We start from the raw sequence: 18,258 nt of genomic DNA, 5'->3' as shown, positions 1-18,258 counted from the left end.
GTCACGCATTTCTTTTGAACTATACCAGCCGAAAGCTCATTCGATGGTGTTTCGTGAGGCCAAATTGCCGGATGGCTTCGCGGTGGATAGAGGTTGGGTAACCTACGTTTTGTGCCCAGCCATAGGCCGGAAATTCGTTGCCTAGCTTTTCCATTAAATCATCCCGGTAGGTTTTGGCTAAAACCGAAGCAGCCGCAATCGACAGAAAGTGCGCATCGCCTTTAACCAGGCAAGTGTGTGGGATCATTGGGTAGGGAACAAACCGATTTCCATCGACCAGCAGGTGCTCCGGGCGTATGTTCAGGGCATCAACAGCGCGATGCATCGCCAAAAAGCTGGCTTTCAGAATATTGATTCGGTCTATGTCTTCGGGCGATACCTCCGCGATGGCCCAGGCTAGCGCGTCACGCTCGATATGCGTACGTAAGGTTTCGCGTTTTGAGCGTGACAGTTGCTTCGAATCGTTCAGGATCGGATGCGTATAGTCTTTCGGTAAAATAACCGCAGCGGCTACAACCGGCCCTGCCAGACAACCCCGTCCCACTTCATCTAATCCGGCCTCAATGACGTTGGCGTTATAATAAGATCGTAACAAGTGATTACAATTCAGATAAACTAGCCGCAAAAATAGCCGATTACCTGAGCACTACGTATCATCGGCGAATGATCGTTACTTGTATGGGTAAACAGGGCGATGCTACACAGGTACAATCGACGCCAAAGCTGATCGTTACGACTTTCTGGACGAGGGTTGTGGCGGGTTTACTGAAACCGTAATAGATGTTGTTGACAAGCAGCGCACCATCGGCAGTCGTGATGACCAACTCTACCTGATCGAACGGCTGCGTGGTTGGAAAGCTTAGCTCCTGTAGCCCGTCGGGACGTAGCTGAATATCAGTCAGGTTCGTGAATGTTTTTGAATCCCGAACAGTAGATGTTGGATCGGTACTTAAATAAGTATTGATAGTATAGGTTGGGATCGCGGTTGTTGATGTCAGGCTAGGATTATGAATGAGAAAACCGACCAGATCGCCCGGCTGCCCTGTTCCAGAAAGGTTTGCTTTGAGCGTGGTTTCCCCCAAAAGCGCTGATTGTTCGAGGTGGGCAAAATCGGTCAGGTCAGGAGAGGTGATGTTGTTGCGATCAACAATCGGACAGAATGTAGCCAGTGGAATTGGCTCGCAAGCCAGGTTATTGCTGACGGTTAAACCGGACGTTGTTAAAAAACGCTGCGTAATTGAATCCGTCATGGTTGAAGCCGCCGTGATCGTAAACGTGGCTGTTCCGGCTACGGAAGTAGTCCGTTGAAAATGAATGGTTCCATCTGGATTTAGGCTTACTTTTCCGGTTGGAGGTTGTGTGAGTAATTGCAGTGTGGCCGGATCAATCTGCCCCGATCCGATGGCCGAAAAAGAGGATAAAACACTAAAATTTTGTGCGCAGGTCGTCAGGGTAAAGGCAAGGCTATCAGCAGGGTTGGCTGGGGCCTGAAGCTGCCGTGTATGCGCTGCATTGGCCAGAAATGGCATTAGCCCGATGAGAACAATCGATAAGCGTACACGGAATAGTGATCCTCGCAAGTAAGCAGGTGAAGGGAGTGATCGTTCTCTGTCCATATCACATTGGTACATTACGGAGATTCGATCTCCAGAAGCATTACGACATAAATACGATTGAGTTGGTGGTGTAGAATAGCTTCTGAGCTGCTGTTGAGATGACCGAAATCAAACAACAAGCCGTTGACGACAGGCTCATGGTTACCTGAAATCAACGGCCTGTTGCCAATCAGATGTGAGTTTAGAAAAACTCCAGTTACATTTATGGAATATGCCTTTATTGCTGAGCTGGCCCACCTAAGGTGGATTTCGCACACATAACATACATGAAACTGAGTTGGCTAAAGCATTGATAACAAGGAAAACTACAGCCGAAGAATAACTTACTATGTAATGAAACCTGTTCTATAGTTCCTTATTTGTTTTCGTTTGTTTTTAAATGGCAACTATTGTGCCAGCAGATTTGCCGCCAATTGAATAGTAAAAAGATAGCTTATTTAGAATACTTTCTTACTGGTAATAGATTGTTTTTTAGTTAGTTATAGGTGTGGTTATTGAATAGTATAGCTTTGTATTATATAGGATTTTTTAGTCTAGCATGCTTTTTGTATTCCTATGCAATCGGTCTGGCTGGGATATGGAGGGGCAATTGGTAGCTGATGTCGTTAGCCGAGTACATTGTAAATGATCACCGGCTCAGCTTTATTCTTCAGCGTTACTTCGCCGATGCGCTCACAGGAAAAGGATTCGGCAATTTGCTGCTGTGCCGACTCAACAATAACAATTTGGCCCGGTTTGGCCACAGACTGAAGCCGCTGTGCTGTGTTAACAGCATCGCCAATAACCGTATAGTCTAGCCGACGGAGGGTCGTTGAGCCAATATTGCCCGATACCATTTCGCCACTGTTGATACCGATGGACACTTCAGGGTGGTAACCCGGATTGCTTAACAGGTTTTCTTCAATCCTGGCGATCTGCGCTCGTACGGCCAGAGCCGCTTCAATAGCCCGGTCAAGATGGTACTCTCCCCGAAAAACAGCCATAATGGCATCACCCATGAATTTGTCTACCAGACCAGACTGCGCTATGATTTCTTTGACCATCACATCAAAATAGTTGTTCACCATTTTCACGACGGTATCGGGCGATTCGCGTTCGGAAATAGCTGTAAATCCGCAAATGTCGATGAAAAGAACAGTAGCTACTACGGTTTCGCTGGCCGACAAGGCTGTTTCAAACTCAGGCCGATTCATGAAGGTCAGCACCGATTCATCGACATACATCCGTAGGATGTTATTTTCTTTAATAGCCTGCAGTGTTTGCCGAATCTGAGCCACATAGTCCATGGTCTTTCGCATGGTCACTTCCAGATCCTCAAAATTGACAGGTTTCGTTACAAAGTCGAAAGCACCCCGGTTCATGGCCGTTCGGATATTATCCATATCGCCGTAAGCCGATACGATGACGGCTTTTAGCATAGGGTTGGTTTCGTGGAGCTTAACGAGTAACGTCAGACCATCCATGCCCGGCATGTTAATATCCGTCAGCACCATGTCTGTGTCGGGCTCCTGAGCGAGGGTTTCGAGGGCTTCGGCACCGTCATGGGCAAATATAAACTCGTACTGTTTTTCCCGAATCTGCCGTCGAAATTTCTGTTTTATGAGTAACTCAAGATCAGTTTCGTCGTCAACCACTAATATTTTAGCCTTCATTCCAACTCACGAAGTTTTTGTTTCAGAAGTGCAAAATCAAGCGGTTTTGTGAGAAAATCATTCGCTCCCAGCGAAATGGCTTCCTGCTGTGAATTGGGGTCACCATAGGCCGTGATCATCATCACAACGGGGGGAGGGGGCGTCTTGAAATCTTCCCGAATGTGTCGTAAAAGTTCGAAACCGCTCATCCCCGGCATGTTAATATCGGATAAAATCAGAATGACTTCCGACGAATGACCATTCAGATAGCTTAAAGCCTCCTCGCCAGAGTTTGCAAAATCCAGCAAAAATTCGCCATTACGGATTTCGCGCCGAAATCGCTGTTCAAAAAGATCTTTTACGTCGATCTCGTCATCAACGACTAAAATTTTCATCATTAGCTAAGGTGTTAGCCAAAGATAAGCATTTTGCTGTATTACGAATGTAATCAGTTGGAATGATGGCTGGATAATAACAAATTTAGCCCTGGTTGTCCAGGGTCACCCAAACGGATGTCTACAGAAAATAGGGCCACCGGCGACTAAAAAGCTACAGCTTCTAAAACTCTGGAATGACGTTTAGCTTTTTATCCTTCTGGTTACCAGCGCCCGGTTTGAGTTCGAAATTGAGACTTAGACCTACAATATGTTTGGTTTGGGCATGTTTGATCTGCAACTCGGGTTGCCAGATGTAATAAACGGTTATCGACATGCGCTTGATAACATCGGCCGATAAACCCGTTGAGTTTTGCCAGAAAGCAATGGGCAATCCACTCTTTTCGGTATTGAAGGAAAGTTCAGCATAAACGTACGTATCGAAGCGTTTGCTGAGGTAGTATTGAGTAATTTATTGATATTCAGACATTAACTTCTAACTTACTTAAAGCATTATCATCCCCTGAGGACCATTCGCTCACTAATTCAATATAAACACTTCTTCATATTATCTTGGAATAACTTTCGTTGGTATCGCCGGGTTACGTTTATGACTTCCTTTCTGTAGAACATTGGCTTTCCCAGTAATATTATTCTATGAGTGTCATAAAACCTGCCCTATCGTATCCCGAGCGGATCATCTACCTTTCGGGTGCTAATAACTATAGCTGGATCTGTTTTCAGGATGGTGAGAAAAAGCTGCTGGCCAAACCAATCAGCTATCTGGAAGGCAAGCTCCCAGATTTTATACGGGTACATAAAACGGCCTTAATTAATCCCGCATACATCAAGCATCTTTATGAACCACCACATCGGAAAATGTCGGGTAAAGTACATCTGGATAGTGGCGATGTCTTTCCGGTTAGCCGTCGTCGGTGGCAACAGGTGGTCGAGGCTTTGCAGAGTCGTACCCTGGCGATTAATGCCTCTGATGCCATTCAGGATGCGCTTGCGGGAGATGATGGACCGGTATCTACGCAACCCAGAGCGCAGGCAACACGTTCTATTTTCCTGATTACGCAGGATAAGGAAATGGCTTCTTCAGTAGAGCATGTGATTCAGAAAAAATGGCCTGATTATTTATTCCAGACCAGTCAAAGCAGTGTCATCTTACCTGATATATTGGGTCAGATGCCATCCACTGAACATCCAACCTTACTGTTGCTCGACGCCAGAACCATTACCATGGAGCGTTTAAATACCCTTCAACGGCTAAAAAATAACAAAGCGCTTGGGCGGATTCCCGTTATTCTGCTAACCTCGGCAACCGATCAGGCTATTGTGAATGGATACCAGTATAAAGCCAATTCGGTGGTGGCAATACCACCTGGAACAGGCTTTATCGACGCTATCTTTGAGCGTATGCTGCAGTATTGGCTGCAAATCGTCACCCTGCCAAGTATGGCCAGATAAGGTTATATCTGGAGCTATACTAAACGGAAAATTGAATGGGTGGTAAGGTGGCCGTTTCCCACCAGTAAGACCGCAGGGCCATGAAATAAGTTAGCCAGCCTCGCAGGTCAACGGGTTTGATAAGGTAAGAGGCAATGCCCTGCTGATAAGCTTCCTCGACATCAGCCGGATGGCTCGATGAACTCAGAATGACAACCGGAATACGATTGCAGGCAGAAGGCATCGCTTTTATCTGCCGTAGCAAATTCCAGCCGTCTTCGCGGGTAGGCAGAAACACATCCTGTAAAATCAACTTCGGCAATTCCCATTCCTGTGTACTCCAGTCCCGAAGCAACCCGACTGCCTGACCAGGGGTATTGACGTGAACGAGCGTTACTTCGGGCAGGCACTGCTGCATAGCCTTTCTGATAAGCGTCCAATGATGAGCGCTGTTTTCAATAATCAGTAGTTTAGGCTGTTTAAAATTAGAGCGTATTTGTTCGTAATACGTAGTTGGTAACATGGGTTCAGGAAACGAGTAATTCAAGGAAGAGTTCTCCCTCATCCAACCATTGTCAAACAAAAAGGCTAACAAAATTCCCCAGGATTGTGAGGGAATGGGACAGCAACAAAAAAGCCGGTGACTAGTCACCGGCTTCCAACAATCTGGATGAAAGAAAATTATTTCCTGTAAACTATCTGAATTTTACCCACCGATGTACCTATGGTATAAGGAGTCGGTGCGCTTATCGTCAGTTCTTCAATATTTTTATTTTTAGCATACGTATACGTATCCTGACCGCCCGCGTCATATTTCAGCGTGAGCGTATTGTTGGAAAAATCCCAGGTACCAGAGGCATCAACTACTTGCAACTGGCGATAGTTTTCATTGAATGTATTATCGGAATAAATATCGATGGTTGATGCGTAGGATTCAAGGTAATAGAGATCGACGCCAGCTCCATTAATATTCGAGGTGGCCGAAGTTGGGAAACCACTTAATAACCCTCTGTTTAATTCCCAGCGTCCTACAACAGGTGAGGCAGGCGCGGGATCGCTTTTACTACAGGAAACTAGGCCCGCGAAGGACACCACCAGGAAGAGCACATACACGTGATAAACGTAACGCTTCATAATCAGTTGATTTTAGGGATTCTGAGTTAAAACAGAACAAGGAACCGTAAACTACAAAAAAAACGAATAATGCAACATGAATTGATACGCACAAACCAGACTTTTTGATGCACGGTTCTCTGTATAGGTATACGGAAACTACAGATTTTTCGGCTTTAGGTACTTATCGAACCACTGCAAATACCGATCAACCCGATCTTTCTGGTAGCTGGGCACTGTGATTCCATGGAACTGACCCGGATAAATGATCAACTGCGTCGGAATACCCAACGAACGAAGTGCCTGAAACATTTGCTCACTACCGGCTGCGGGTACGTTAAAGTCTTTCTCTCCGGCCATAAACAGCGTTGGTGTTTTGATTCGATCCGCTTTCAGGAATGGGTACGACAACTTCAGCCATTTCTCAGGATTTTTCCAGGGAGCACCCAATTCGTTTTCGTATTGATTGGTATACTGATCAATGCCGTACATGGTCAGTTGCAGTGAGCTTCCGGCCCCACTGGCAGCAGCTTTGAAACGTGTATCCGTCGCAATCGTATAGTTTGTCAGAATGCCCCCGTAACTCCAGCCACCAATACCCAGTCGGTCAGGGTCGGCAATGCCTTTCTCAACCAGGTAATCGGCTGCTCCCAGAATATCCTGCACTTCCTTATTTCCCCAGTCGGCATAAATGGCTTTGGTGAAGTCCAGTCCCCGGCCGTTGCTGCCCCGGTAATTAACGGCTACCACCGCATACCCACCAGCCGATAGGAGTTGGCGGGTCAGGTCGAAGGAAAACTCATCCTGCGACACCGGTCCACCGTGAATGTAGAAGATAGTTGGCAGTTTTTTTCCGGCTGGCGTGTTGGCGGGTCGATATAACACGTTCGAGACCTGGGCACCATCCTTGCTTTTCGACGTAAACCCTTCTACCGTGGCCAGTTCGAGCGGTTCCAGAAAGGCGTCCTGTACATGCGTGAGTCGGCGGGTGTTTCCGACTTCAATGGCGTACACTTCGCCGGGGATTTGTGGTTCGCTGACAAGCGCTACCCAATTTCCGGCAGTGCTGGCGCTGAGGTTGCTGAATACCCGATTGCCACTGGTCACTTTGCTGAATTTGCCATCGGCCAGTGTGTACTGACCAATATAGGCCTGGCGGTCGTCCTGTACAATAACACCAATACTTTGCCCATCTTTTGCCCAGACCGGCGTTCGAACCGGGCGATCCAGCGCTTTCGATAACAGCCTGGGTTCGCCCCCTTCCTGGCCAATGACGCACAGAACGGGTTGGTCGTACATAATGAAGTTACTCGAAGACGTAGAGCGTAAGTAAGCAATCCGTTTGCCATCGGGACTCCAGGCTGGGTTGTTGTCCGTACCGGTCCAGGTGGTCAATTGCTTCATGGTGGCGCCTTTATGAGCCGCGATCACATAAATATCGGTGTTCTCATTCCGGTCGGGGTCTTCGGTCCGGTTGCTGACGAACGCCAGGTATTGCCCATCCGGCGACCAGACGGGCGAGGTTTCATCATAAGCGCCAGTCGTGAGTGTATCCAGCTTTTTAGTGGCCAGGTCGAAGACGTACAAATGGACCGGGCTACGTTCCAGATACCCTTTTATGTCGGCTTTAAAGTGGTAGCGATCCAGTACGTAAGGTTTCCGAACTTTGGTTTTGGCTGAATCGGCATAGTCGGGGTCGCGCAGTACAAAGGCGATCTTTTTGCCATCCGGCGACCATTCGTAGTCTTCCAGGTCGGTTTTCAGATCGGTTAATTTTTTCGCTTCACCACCCCGCCGGTCCATCAGCCAGATTTGGCCTTTAGTAGCTCCCTGCCGGGCCGATACAAACGACAGGTACTTACCATCGGGACTAAATCGGGCTCTCGATTCTCCATCGGGGCTGTTGGTGAGTTGAACGGTTTCTTTACCATCCCAACTGACCATCCATAAGTCGGAATTGCGTTTATCCTTGGTCGTGTCGATGGTGGCCAGTCCGTAACTAATCCACTTCCCATCGGGCGACACCTGCGGATCGCTGACGGTTTGCAGTCGGTACATGTCTTTAGGAGAGATCGGCCGTTTTTTGACCGGTGTTTGCGCGGTGCCGGTAAGGCTGGCTAGCATGGATAAGCAGAGTAACGATCGGAAGATCATGCTTGAGTATGTTGATGGATTATAAGAGTATTTCGAGTTGTATAATCTATGAAGCTTTGAAGATAAAATCTTCGGACCGATTCCCGATGGTTAATGCCCTTTTTTTACGAATAATACAGACCCGATGCTATAACGTAGACAATTTTCGGGAAAACGATTGCAAACAAAGGCGAGGAGATGTCGATACTTTTCATTAAGTTCGAAACTGTCTGACTATCATGTTTCTATCACAGAAATTCCTGCCTTCCTCGGGGCGATTTACAGATTATGAAACGATGTCTTTTGTGGTTGCTTTTGGGGCAGCTCGTTCTAATCCGGGTTTGTACAGCCCAGAAGATGTATGAACTGAGCTACCAGTTTTACGTAAAAGATAAGAGTGGTCAATGGCAAAAGGGCTTTTTCTACGAAGCGCTGTTGTTTTACTATTCCGACAATTCGCCCGATAACGTTATTCGTTGCACCTATCAAACCAGTTCGGGTAAGCCGGTTGTTGAACAGAAGGTGAAAAGTCAATACTGGGTAGGTACCGACGGCAAATTCAACTGGCGACTGACAGGCCTTAACCCGCGATATGTTACTATTTGCGGCAATCCAACGGGCGGTGATTATCAACCCGACTCATTCTATTTTAAAAAAGCACTCGGTGAAACGGATTATAAGCCCGTTGATATAGACGATGCTGGAGGAGCTATTGCCAAAGTGGTTTCGTTCAGGTCGCTAAGCCAGGCCGACGTGACCGACTCCTATCTGGCAAAATGGTGCTGGCGATGGAAAGAAAATACATCGACGGTATGTAATCTGGACGCATCGACCCTACACCTGATTCTGGTTTCGAATACGAACGATTATACGCTCGGGCCGAGTTTTCAGAACAACCATACGACGCTGTATGCATTTTTCAAGGACGTAGCTCTATCATGCGGTATGCAGTTTCGTCCAATTGAAGTGACCGGCGATAAATTTGGCAAACTTAGCGTACAGAATGCCGTTCAGGAGGTAAGGCCGATGGCTAATGATGTCGTCATCTTTTATTACTCAGGCCATGGTTTCCGCTATTCAAATAGTGTAACTGATTACCCGCAACTGATTTTACGACCCAGTATGTATGCGAGTATTGATGATAATACCCTGAATCTGAATTACGACATCTATCAGCCATTGATTAAAAAAGGGAGTCGACTTACGCTGGTCATTGGTGAATGTTGCAACGAAGATATTAACAAGAATACACCCTTACGACCCGACCGGGGTTCGCTGCCATCGGCTGGAAATGTATTCAACGTAGGGGCTTTAAAAGGGTTGTTTTGCCAGCACGGAAGCGGTATTGTGGCCACCGCTGCGCGGAATCAGAGTTCTTGGTATTATCAACTGGTCGGAGGGGTCTGGCGAGCCAACTTCTTAGGCGCTTTTTTGAGTGAAGTGGCTGTCGATCATAGCGGGCCAGCTAGCTGGAAAACAATCATGGATAAAGCCAAACAGCAAACCGTTGACGACACAGTGAACGCCAAAGTGGCTGTATCTATCCTCCAAACACCTGTTTACTGGATGGATATTAAGTGAAACAGCCTACAAATGAATAGCTATTTAGCCAGCCAGTTCCTTTAAGGCTGTTACAAACGTATCCAGCTCAGCTGTAGTCGTGTAAACGTGTGGCGTCACCCGAACACCTCGTACGCTGGCAGCGGGGCTATCGATGGCGACGGTAAAAATCCGGTATTTGCTGAGTAAGGTTTTAGCCAGATCGGCAGGAGCCAGTTTGGCAATGCCTACATTGGCAATGGCGCAGGACCGGGCTGGATCGTCGGGCGTGTTCAGCACAATACCCGGATGCTGGCGTACCTGATCGGTCCAGTAACGTTGTAAATAGCCTAGTCGGGCCTCTTTTCGCTCAGGGCCAATGCTTTGGTGAAAGCGAATGGCATCCTGAATGGCTAAGTCGGTGGCTACCGGATGTGTGCCCGTGTGATTGAGCTTCCGAATGTCTTCGTCGGCAAAACTGCTATCCGCAAACATCGGCCAGATTCCTTTGATCTTATCTTTACGGACGTACAAAATACCTGCGCCCAGCGGAGTACCCAGCCACTTGTGCAGACTACTGGCGTAATAATCGCAACCGCCCAGATCGCCGATTTTGAAAGTCAACTGGGCAAACGCATGGGCTCCATCGACCATCACTTCCACGCCATGTCGGTGGGCCATCTCGGTAATTTTTCGGATCGGTAGAATATGCCCCGTAATGTTGACCATGTGGCAAACCATCAGCAATCGAGTTTTCGGTGTAATGGCTTTTTCATACACCTGCACAATCTCTTCGTCGGATTTTGGGTGGGCCGGAATCGAGATTATCCGGTTTACGATGCCATGTCGACGTGCCTGAAGTTTGAACATATCGAGCATAGCGCCGTAATCCTGTTGGGCCATCACCACTTCATCCCCGACTTTCCAGGTCAAACCCGCAATGACGGTATCCAGCGACTCAGTCGTATTTCGGGTAATGATCAATTCGTCGGCGGTACAGCCCAGTAGATTGGCCAGTTGCGTTTGCGATTCCCGTTTATCGTCGAACTGACGCGTTCGCATATAGTATGACGATACCGAGTTGATTTGTTGAATATGCTTCAGGTAACTGTCGAGAACGGGCTGGGCGGCCAGCGAATAGTAGCCGTTTTCAAGCTGGATAAAGTCTTTGGTGACAGGGTAAGCCGCCCGGATCTTCGCCCAGAAATCTTCGTCACTTGCTACTGTTTCGGGTGCTACATGAGTTGAGCCTGCCAGGGTTTCGCCCACTGCCGCCCATTCACCAGTCAATAAGGTTGTAGCTCCGGTAAGAGATTTTAGAAACTGACGTTTGGAGAGCTTAGGCATGAGAGCGGAATGGGTTTATTAAGGAGCAGTTTAATAATTCAGTATGACCCCGATGGGGTCACATGTTTATAGAAACCGTGATGTCTATAGACCTGTGACCCCATCGGGGTCATACCTAGACTAATAACCAGACTTATTGCTTACCGCAGGTTCGGTACTGGCAATACGGGTAAACTCTCGTTGCCATCTTCGCTCACCGCCTGCACCGCGAAATAGTAATTGTCTTTCGAGTAGGGAAGCGTCATGCCGAGTTTGGTGGTGAAAAACTTCTTTTGCCAGAAGGGCCAGTACGTTTCGCGCATCAGTACATAATACCCTTTTACTTTGTTGGACGCAATCCCGGCCGCTTGCGGGGCCTGCCAGTACAGCACCGTCGAATTGGTCAGATTCCGAACATCGACGGTTACCTTTTGAGGAACAGCCGGAGCTTTCGCCAGATTGGCCAGCGTTGCGAGGTTTATAGCCGTGTTTTTGCGGAGGTATTCGAAATCCATAAACTTTGGATAATCACCGTATTCGACACCGTTTTCGGTGCGTAGGTCCTGATGCTGGTGCTCGTAATTCTCGTTCATTTCGGTAATCCGAACGGCCGCAAAGCCACGCTGAACGTAAGGCGTGTGGTCGCCACCACGTAGGTACCGGTCGTTACGATATACCATTACAACTTCCATATTTTCGACATAGCGCTCGCCAATTTCTTTCAGGTAGCGAGCCAGTGTGCGGGCTTTGCCGTCGTTCTCATTACCAAACCGTTGAATCTGTCCGATGCGCCCCGTTGTGTCCTTTAGTAAGCTCGATGGCAGGCCCTCGCTAAATACGCGCAGACGGGTGTTGTCGATAATGCGGGTATCGCTGCTGTTGTTGCTGCCCATAATGTCGTTGTTCAGCACGGCTTCTACGTTCCACTTTTCTTTCAGCGCTCGTTCCGAGAGGTGTTCGGCTCCCAATAAACCCTGCTCTTCACCGGTTAGGGTTACGAAGATAACCGTAGCCGGAAACGACGACTTGCTCATGACCCGGCACAGTTCGATCACGGCAGCCGTACCGGAACCATCGTCGTTCGCACCCGGAGCGTCCGATTCTCGGTTCATGACATTGGTAACCCGGCTGTCCATGTGCCCCTGTACAATGAAAATCCGGTTGTCGTTTGGGTCGGTTCCCTTTAAGGTTGCCATTACATTCCCCATATTAGCCGGTTTATCTACCCGCCGACCATCGGGCTGGAGTGTCCATGTGTCGAGCGTAGCGGTCATGCGCCCGTTCGACTGTTTAGCATATTGATTGAATTTGCCCAGAATCCATTGCCGGGCCGCGCCAAGCCCTTTCTTCCCTACCTGAGCTGATGCATCGGCAGGTACACTCAGCGTATGACGCGTACCGAAACTAACCAGCCCATTGATGTGCGCCCGTAAACTATCGGCTGAAATCTGTGCTACTAGATCGGCAATTTGCTGATCTCGATTAACGATAGCGGTTTGGGCATTGACTGATGGAGCGATAAAAAATGAAAAAAGGAGGAAGGACACTAAGGTAGTTGTGCGCATGAGTTTGATTGATGATTGAGCTAGCTAAACTAGCAAAAAAGCAGAAGAAATGAGTTTACTGTTTCAAGTTCCAGGCTTCAGGTTGGCTGATGCGCAAAGAATTGATGCGTCAGCCAACCTGAAACCTGGAACTTGAAACAGTGGATCGTAAACGATTTAAAACGTCCAGGCCGCTCCGGCTCCCACAGCACGCAAACCCGTAAGGGGAATAGGGGCAAGTGACATACCGATCCGAGGTTGGCGAAGCAGTGTATTATACCGGGTCACGGCTTTGTTGATCTGCCCGTTTCCAATAATGGTGAACGTAAGGGTAGCCGCAATAGAACCCCCGTAAACGGTCCAGTAGGTGCCGTTGCTTTTGTTGCTGCTTAAAATGATGTACGCCAACGGTACGAGTGCCGTCAATCGACCTAAAGTAGTTAAGGTGCGGAACGCCTGAAATCGATGGCTCACTTCCGGATCGTTCAGTTCATAGAACGGTATTTCCAGCGAATAGGGCGATGAAAGCTTTTTTCCGCCATAGAAGTAAACACTCCCCAGCGACGATGAACCATAGGCCCGCTCAATCGGGAGCAGATGGGCGGGTATGGGAACTGAGCGATAGTGTGAGGTGTCGTCATCGCGTCGACGTTGGGCTTGGGCCGAAAAAGAAAGTATACCAAGTAAGATGAGCCAAATAATATTTCGCATAGGGATAGAACGAAAAACAACACGATTTAGCGGTTAACGGCTTAAAAAACAATGACGCCTTGTTTATGGGCGTCATTGAGTATTGATAGTATACTTCCTTAACTAACTATATTTTCTTTTAGCAGTGCGGACAGGATGTCCGCGCTACACTACTTCACTACTTTCAGGGTTCCCTGCATCACAGAGTAGTGGCCAGGGAAGGAACAGACGAACTGGTAATCGCCCGCTTCGGTTGGTGCCATGAAATAGATGGTTTCGGAGGTTTCGGGCTGAAGAATGTTCGTGTGATACAGTACGTTGGGTGAGTTCGGAACGTAGTTCATCTTCGGGCCGTTCAGGTTCAGTCGTAGAGCCGCTTCGCCAACCGCATTGGCGGCACCGGGTTTGGTAATGACACAGTTATGCAGCATATCGTCGTTGTTATTGAATACGAGTTTGATGCGGCTACCGGCTTTCACTTCCAGTTTCTCAACGTCGAATTTAAGACCCGGTTTGGTGCCAATAGTAAGCGTCTGGTCGGGGCCGTTTGTCCAGTCAGCAGGCATGGTAACTGTCCGTTTGGCATTGACAGCTTTCACATTTTTAGCGGCTGTGGTAGCGGCTTTTTTCTCCGTTGCCATCATCTCGGCATGTTCATGTTTGGCCATAGCCACAGCGCGTGCTGGCAGGTTCAGTTTCTCGCCCGGTGCAATGGCGTTAAGTGTGTAATACCCCACCGAATGCAGTAAGGGGGCATTACCTGAAGATGAGCGAATACCTTCGGCCTTCACTTCATGTATATAGCCTTCACGCAAGGCTGTATCGGCCACGATGCGGGCGCTAAGCCCGTCGGGAGCGACTACAACGCCCCGGATGGGTACCGGACGGGCATCTTCAATTGGGCTGCCGTAGGTTCGATGGTACCGATAGGTGAAACTGTTCAGGCTGTAGCTTTCAGGATCCTCGGCAGTTTTACGATCGACGGGGAGCGTGAACGACACCTCGAAGCCATCGGGTTTTGAGGTAATGGTTTTGATCTCAAAAGGAGTTTTACCCGTCCAGACGAGCCGTTGAACGCCATAGGGTTCTTTCCCCGTTGCGGCCCAACCCCGGCTCGTCATACCCACAAACAGAGAACCGTCTTGTCCCCAAGTTGTGCGAATGATACCCGACGAAAAGCCTTCGCGGAACGGGAAACAAGCGCCCTGCCACTCACCGCCAACCTTTTCCATCGCCACCCGCATGATTTTGCTATGACCCTGATCGCCAACAAACAACTGGCCTTCAAAGGGACCAAACGCGCCTTTGGTAGTATCCTGCCGAAAATCGGAAGTTGAAATTCCCATCAGCGTATGCGGGAACCAGACCGAGGGCACTTTCAGGTTTTTGATGGTTTTGGCCACTTCAAACATCGGCTTACCCGTGCTAGGCACATCTTCTGGTTTCAGGGTCAGAGGGGAACCCGGTTCGCTGCTCCAGCGCAGACCGGCAGGATTACCGGCAAATGAGCCTTTTTCCAGATGTGTCATCCGACCCGAGCCAACCCAGTCGCCCTGATTTTCGGTATAAAAAATGCTGCCGTCGGTCAACACACCAAATCCGGCTGGTGAGCGGAGGCCCGTAGCCCAGGGGGTCATTTCAACCTGACCAGGTGCCGTTTCCCGTAATTTCAGCATCCAGCCGCGCCATTTGGCCAGACTAGCTCCATAGCCAATCCAGTCGAGGTTGAGCGTAATGATCATTTCGCCATCAGGCAGCAGAACCGGGCCATAGCTATACTCGTGGTAGTTTCCCGAAAGGGGCCACTTATAAAATGAACTGTATTCGTCGGCTACGTCATCACCGTCTTTGTCGACCAGCTTGGTCACTTCGCCCCGTTGGGTACACAGGAAATAACCTTTAGGATGCCACATCAAGCCCAGCGGTTCATGCAGCCCCGATGCAAACTTTTTGTAAGTAGGCACGCGGCTTCCCTGCATATATGGGTTGCTGATAATCCAGACATCACCCCGACGTGTACAAACTGCCAGTCGACCGTCGGGCAGCGGAGCCAGTCCCCCAACTTCCAGCTTAATGTCTTCGGGAATGGGTAAAGTGACAATCCGGTAATAATCCTCTTCACTCGCCGGACGTTGAGCAAAGGTGAAAGAGTGAAAGAGTGAAAGAGTGATGATTAAATAAAGTAATTTTTTCATGTTTACGATTGTCATTCCGACGATAGGAGGAATCTCAAGCATCATAGATTAATCAAGTGATTGTGGGTATTTAGCCCATAATTTCTTTGTTCAGGAATCTCATTTCGGGGTTGAATTCTCGAATAAGAGCCTCTTTCTTTTCTCGTCTCCATTTTTTAATCTCTTTTTCGCGGTCAATAGCATTTAATACATATTGATGAGGTTCCCAGTAGACCAAATTGTAGCAGCAATATTTTCCTGCGAACGTTTCTGGTTTGCCTTTATTCTCAAAGTGTTCCTGCATTCGTCTAATTAGGTCATTAGTCATTCCAATGTAGAGTACGTTACAAGTGTCGTTAGTTGTGATATACACATACTAGTTTAACTTCTTCATAAAAGAGACACTACTTATTAGGTAACTTGAGATTCCTCCCGTTGGTCGGAATGACAAAAAAATCAGGCAATTCGTAAACCATTTTGGGTTGGGCGTTCAGTCTGGAGCAGGGTTACTGTGCCATCATCGGCAACGGCTCCCAGTACCAGACATTCACTCATAAATGTAGCAATCTGCTTCGGTGGAAAATTGACGACAGCTACGACCTGTTTACCGATCAGTTCATCTGCCTGATAGAGCTTGGTCAATTGGGCCGACGTACGCTTCATCCCAAACTCACCAAAATCAAGGGTTAGTTTGTAAGCAGGTTTTCGGGCCTGTGGAAACGCTTCGACAGCTACAACGGTAGCCGTACGAATTACCACTTTCTCGAAGTCCTGCCAGGCTAAATCGTTATTACTCATCATAAATTAGCTCTGTGAATCTCCGTGTTGACTCTGTGTATCTCTGTGCTACAATTTATTATTCCACAGAGATACACAGAGTCAACACGGAGATTCACAGAGTTATTTAGAATACAATCGAATATTGCACCGAACCTGCGCCATTTTTCAACTCGACCGGCAACAGTAGTTCCTGCTTGCCATTGCTTTGACGCAGCTTAACTTTGGCTTTAGGGTCGAATCGGACGTAGTAGCTGCGATCGTTGATAGCGTACAGCCCTTTACCGACCTCTTCGACGGATGTGCCAGCCGCTACCCGGCAATACGGTGTTCCGTTTGGCGAGCCTATAAGGGTTAACGTTCGAACCAGCGCATCGCCTTCCGGGCGAAGATCATCGGTAACAATTGCACCAGCCAGCATGTACTGAAGCGTGGGTTTGCCCTGTTTATCGATGGTAAGACCTTTGTATTGTAACGTATTTTCACTGACGCTGTCGGGCCAGGTAGCCGAGTCGTTCGTGAGTACCATCAAGGGTGTTTGGCCGGGCAGATGAACTACGGCTCCCAATGGACTTAGCAACTGGGGCTCACCGCGCTCATACCACATTTCGGTTGTATTGGCAAAATCACCTTTCCAGACCTGCAACAGCGCCATCTGATTCAGGTCAATAGTGTAGTGGATACCCGTTGGCGAACCAACCGACAGGCTGTGGGTACGCTTGGTTTTCTCGCCCGGCATCTGCACAAACGACCGTATCCGCTGCACTTGATTCATAGGGTCGCTATAGTCGGGGTTGATGCTGACAACAGCGACGGGGTCAGGTTCGGGTAATGACGACTGAGCATGAAGAGGTTGCGGACGTGTACCGGCCTGCGAAACGAACAGCCCCAAACCCGGCCGGAACCAGGAGCGGGAGAAGTAAACCTTCACGTCGTGTGGACCAGCCGTTAGCGAAACCGTGCCAGGATTGGGCATACCCAACTCCAGGTGATTGATGGGGATAACTTCTTTGCCGTCGATCCAGAGAGCAGCCAGACCACCCTGGTTCAGATCAAACTGGTAATCGCCCGTTTGTAGCGCGTTCAGCTTACCGGCAAAAAAGATGGTGTACTGGCGAGACTGGCCATAGGACACTTCGTAAGTGAGCTGGCTGGTTGTATCTTGCTTTAGTACTTTTCGGCGCATGGCATCCTGTGGGTTCTGAATATACCCACCCTCAACAATGGTATAACTCAGCGGGCTGCTCCACTGGGCTACCATTCGGGGCGACATAACCCGGTAACCCACCTTGCGCAGGGCTATTGTCCCTTTTCGTGTCATTACCGTCAGTGGGCCTAGTTTATTATTGGCCAGGGTCTGGCTTTCGCGAACGGTAACGCCATTCAGAGCTAGTTTCTCCAGCGTTGAGGAGCTTTTGGGCCCTTTGGTTTTATACCAGACATCGATGGTTTGCCATAAGCCCGGCGCTTTAACTAACCGTGCCGATTCACGCGAATTGGCAAAGCTGATCTGTTGACCCGTTGGCAGCGTCAATACGGCATCGGCCCCGGCCGAGAGCATGACCTCGAAGCGTAGCCGGAAATCGTCGGTGGGTGTCAATAAGGTGAGCGGTTCGTTTGAGCCTACCAGTACATTGCTGCCGGATTGGGTACGCATTGACGAAGCATCGGCCGTGGGCGATACAGAGCCAACGAGTTGCCAGCTATTGGGTCGGGCGAGTTGAGCAAGGGATACAGGCGGTAAATCACTCTGAGCCTGAAGCGATTTCGACGACAAACAGATAAGTAGCAGTAGGGCTGTTCGGCGTACGACGGAAGGAAAGAATGTATGCATACAAGAGCAAAAGATGTAAAGGCATCGATTGTACCCATCAAAATTACGTAAAGTC

General features: G+C 48.7%; 17 protein-coding genes. 2 read left to right on the top strand and 15 right to left on the bottom strand.

The features are described 5' to 3' along the window. Positions 1-19: 19 nt before the first annotated feature. The 5 genes from ACYVFD_RS12755 to ACYVFD_RS12735 all read right to left on the bottom strand — a co-directional run bounded on the left by ACYVFD_RS12755 (position 20) and on the right by ACYVFD_RS12735 (position 3,958). Entirely contained in the window at positions 20-595 is a 576-nt protein-coding gene (locus tag ACYVFD_RS12755; RefSeq protein ID WP_461090477.1) for a ribonuclease HII, read from the bottom strand. 58 nt (positions 596-653) lie between these two features. Beyond that, the gene (locus ACYVFD_RS12750; protein ID WP_461090476.1) at positions 654-1,616 is read right to left on the bottom strand and encodes an Ig-like domain-containing protein; all 963 of its coding nucleotides are present in this window, start codon (positions 1,614-1,616) and stop codon (positions 654-656) included. 605 nt (positions 1,617-2,221) lie between these two features. Beyond that, positions 2,222-3,268: an adenylate/guanylate cyclase domain-containing protein gene (locus ACYVFD_RS12745; RefSeq protein WP_461090475.1), complete on the bottom strand. Its 1,047-nt coding sequence runs from the start codon at positions 3,266-3,268 to the stop codon at positions 2,222-2,224. Then, a complete protein-coding gene (locus ACYVFD_RS12740) occupies positions 3,265-3,645 on the bottom strand; it encodes a response regulator (RefSeq protein ID WP_461090474.1) in 381 nt (126 codons plus the stop codon). The genes ACYVFD_RS12745 and ACYVFD_RS12740 overlap by 4 nt, the downstream gene beginning before the upstream one ends. A gap of 160 nt (positions 3,646-3,805) precedes the next feature. Further along, a complete protein-coding gene (locus ACYVFD_RS12735; protein ID WP_461090472.1) occupies positions 3,806-3,958 on the bottom strand; it encodes a hypothetical protein in 153 nt (50 codons plus the stop codon). 320 nt (positions 3,959-4,278) lie between these two features. Here ACYVFD_RS12735 and ACYVFD_RS12730 point away from each other — a divergent pair, with 320 nt between their 5' ends. Next, positions 4,279-5,094, top strand: a complete 816-nt coding sequence (locus ACYVFD_RS12730; RefSeq protein WP_461090470.1) for a response regulator transcription factor — start codon at positions 4,279-4,281, stop codon at positions 5,092-5,094. 19 nt (positions 5,095-5,113) lie between these two features. On the opposite strand, the gene ACYVFD_RS12725 is transcribed toward ACYVFD_RS12730, so the two are convergent. The 3 genes from ACYVFD_RS12725 to ACYVFD_RS12715 all read right to left on the bottom strand — a co-directional run bounded on the left by ACYVFD_RS12725 (position 5,114) and on the right by ACYVFD_RS12715 (position 8,340). Further along, positions 5,114-5,596: a response regulator gene (locus tag ACYVFD_RS12725; protein WP_461090469.1), complete on the bottom strand. Its 483-nt coding sequence runs from the start codon at positions 5,594-5,596 to the stop codon at positions 5,114-5,116. Positions 5,597-5,754: 158 nt separating this feature from the next. Further along, on the bottom strand, positions 5,755-6,207 hold the full coding sequence (locus ACYVFD_RS12720) for a hypothetical protein (RefSeq protein WP_461090468.1): 453 nt from the start codon (positions 6,205-6,207) through the stop codon (positions 5,755-5,757). Positions 6,208-6,345: 138 nt separating this feature from the next. Continuing rightward, positions 6,346-8,340 carry a S9 family peptidase gene (locus tag ACYVFD_RS12715; protein WP_461090467.1) on the bottom strand — a complete coding sequence of 665 codons (1,995 nt, stop codon included), beginning with the start codon at positions 8,338-8,340 and terminating at the stop codon, positions 6,346-6,348. Between the two features lie 267 nt (positions 8,341-8,607). Between ACYVFD_RS12715 and ACYVFD_RS12710 the strand changes: the two genes are divergently transcribed. Continuing rightward, positions 8,608-9,900, top strand: a complete 1,293-nt coding sequence (locus tag ACYVFD_RS12710; protein WP_461090466.1) for a caspase family protein — start codon at positions 8,608-8,610, stop codon at positions 9,898-9,900. 24 nt (positions 9,901-9,924) lie between these two features. Here ACYVFD_RS12710 and ACYVFD_RS12705 read toward each other — a convergent pair whose 3' ends face one another. From ACYVFD_RS12705 to ACYVFD_RS12675, 7 genes are all read right to left on the bottom strand, one after another. Then, positions 9,925-11,205: an aminotransferase class V-fold PLP-dependent enzyme gene (locus ACYVFD_RS12705; protein ID WP_461090465.1), complete on the bottom strand. Its 1,281-nt coding sequence runs from the start codon at positions 11,203-11,205 to the stop codon at positions 9,925-9,927. A gap of 140 nt (positions 11,206-11,345) precedes the next feature. Next, positions 11,346-12,749 carry a M28 family metallopeptidase gene (locus tag ACYVFD_RS12700; RefSeq protein ID WP_461090464.1) on the bottom strand — a complete coding sequence of 468 codons (1,404 nt, stop codon included), beginning with the start codon at positions 12,747-12,749 and terminating at the stop codon, positions 11,346-11,348. Between the two features lie 156 nt (positions 12,750-12,905). Then, positions 12,906-13,439 carry a hypothetical protein gene (locus tag ACYVFD_RS12695; protein ID WP_461090463.1) on the bottom strand — a complete coding sequence of 178 codons (534 nt, stop codon included), beginning with the start codon at positions 13,437-13,439 and terminating at the stop codon, positions 12,906-12,908. Positions 13,440-13,588: 149 nt separating this feature from the next. Beyond that, the gene (locus ACYVFD_RS12690) at positions 13,589-15,613 is read right to left on the bottom strand and encodes a plastocyanin/azurin family copper-binding protein (RefSeq protein WP_461090462.1); all 2,025 of its coding nucleotides are present in this window, start codon (positions 15,611-15,613) and stop codon (positions 13,589-13,591) included. A gap of 70 nt (positions 15,614-15,683) precedes the next feature. Continuing rightward, complete coding sequence (locus ACYVFD_RS12685) at positions 15,684-15,965, bottom strand: GIY-YIG nuclease family protein (RefSeq protein WP_461090461.1); 282 nt, start codon at positions 15,963-15,965, stop codon at positions 15,684-15,686. Between the two features lie 83 nt (positions 15,966-16,048). Beyond that, entirely contained in the window at positions 16,049-16,390 is a 342-nt protein-coding gene (locus ACYVFD_RS12680; protein WP_461090817.1) for a tRNA-binding protein, read from the bottom strand. 106 nt (positions 16,391-16,496) lie between these two features. After that, on the bottom strand, positions 16,497-18,203 hold the full coding sequence (locus ACYVFD_RS12675; protein ID WP_461090460.1) for a PA14 domain-containing protein: 1,707 nt from the start codon (positions 18,201-18,203) through the stop codon (positions 16,497-16,499). Positions 18,204-18,258: the final 55 nt, after the last annotated feature.

The sequence above is a fragment of the Spirosoma gilvum genome, from assembly GCF_054776815.1.
Note: the sequence above shows the minus strand (reverse complement) of the source record. Positions and strands in the feature narration are given on the sequence as shown.

Bases quoted from the DNA above. Each gene is read 5' to 3' on its own strand.
- ACYVFD_RS12750 (WP_461090476.1), bottom strand. From the start codon at position 1,616: ATGGACAGAGAACGATCACTCCCTTCACCTGCTTACTTGCGAGGATCA.
- ACYVFD_RS12745 (WP_461090475.1), bottom strand. From the start codon at position 3,268: ATGAAGGCTAAAATATTAGTGGTTGACGACGAAACTGATCTTGAGTTA.
- ACYVFD_RS12740 (WP_461090474.1), bottom strand. From the start codon at position 3,645: ATGATGAAAATTTTAGTCGTTGATGACGAGATCGACGTAAAAGATCTT.
- ACYVFD_RS12735 (WP_461090472.1), bottom strand. From the start codon at position 3,958: ATGTCGATAACCGTTTATTACATCTGGCAACCCGAGTTGCAGATCAAA.
- ACYVFD_RS12730 (WP_461090470.1), top strand. From the start codon at position 4,279: ATGAGTGTCATAAAACCTGCCCTATCGTATCCCGAGCGGATCATCTAC.
- ACYVFD_RS12725 (WP_461090469.1), bottom strand. From the start codon at position 5,596: ATGTTACCAACTACGTATTACGAACAAATACGCTCTAATTTTAAACAG.
- ACYVFD_RS12720 (WP_461090468.1), bottom strand. From the start codon at position 6,207: ATGAAGCGTTACGTTTATCACGTGTATGTGCTCTTCCTGGTGGTGTCC.
- ACYVFD_RS12715 (WP_461090467.1), bottom strand. From the start codon at position 8,340: ATGATCTTCCGATCGTTACTCTGCTTATCCATGCTAGCCAGCCTTACC.
- ACYVFD_RS12710 (WP_461090466.1), top strand. From the start codon at position 8,608: ATGAAACGATGTCTTTTGTGGTTGCTTTTGGGGCAGCTCGTTCTAATC.
- ACYVFD_RS12705 (WP_461090465.1), bottom strand. From the start codon at position 11,205: ATGCCTAAGCTCTCCAAACGTCAGTTTCTAAAATCTCTTACCGGAGCT.
- ACYVFD_RS12700 (WP_461090464.1), bottom strand. From the start codon at position 12,749: ATGCGCACAACTACCTTAGTGTCCTTCCTCCTTTTTTCATTTTTTATC.
- ACYVFD_RS12695 (WP_461090463.1), bottom strand. From the start codon at position 13,439: ATGCGAAATATTATTTGGCTCATCTTACTTGGTATACTTTCTTTTTCG.
- ACYVFD_RS12690 (WP_461090462.1), bottom strand. From the start codon at position 15,613: ATGAAAAAATTACTTTATTTAATCATCACTCTTTCACTCTTTCACTCT.
- ACYVFD_RS12680 (WP_461090817.1), bottom strand. From the start codon at position 16,390: ATGAGTAATAACGATTTAGCCTGGCAGGACTTCGAGAAAGTGGTAATT.
- ACYVFD_RS12675 (WP_461090460.1), bottom strand. From the start codon at position 18,203: ATGCATACATTCTTTCCTTCCGTCGTACGCCGAACAGCCCTACTGCTA.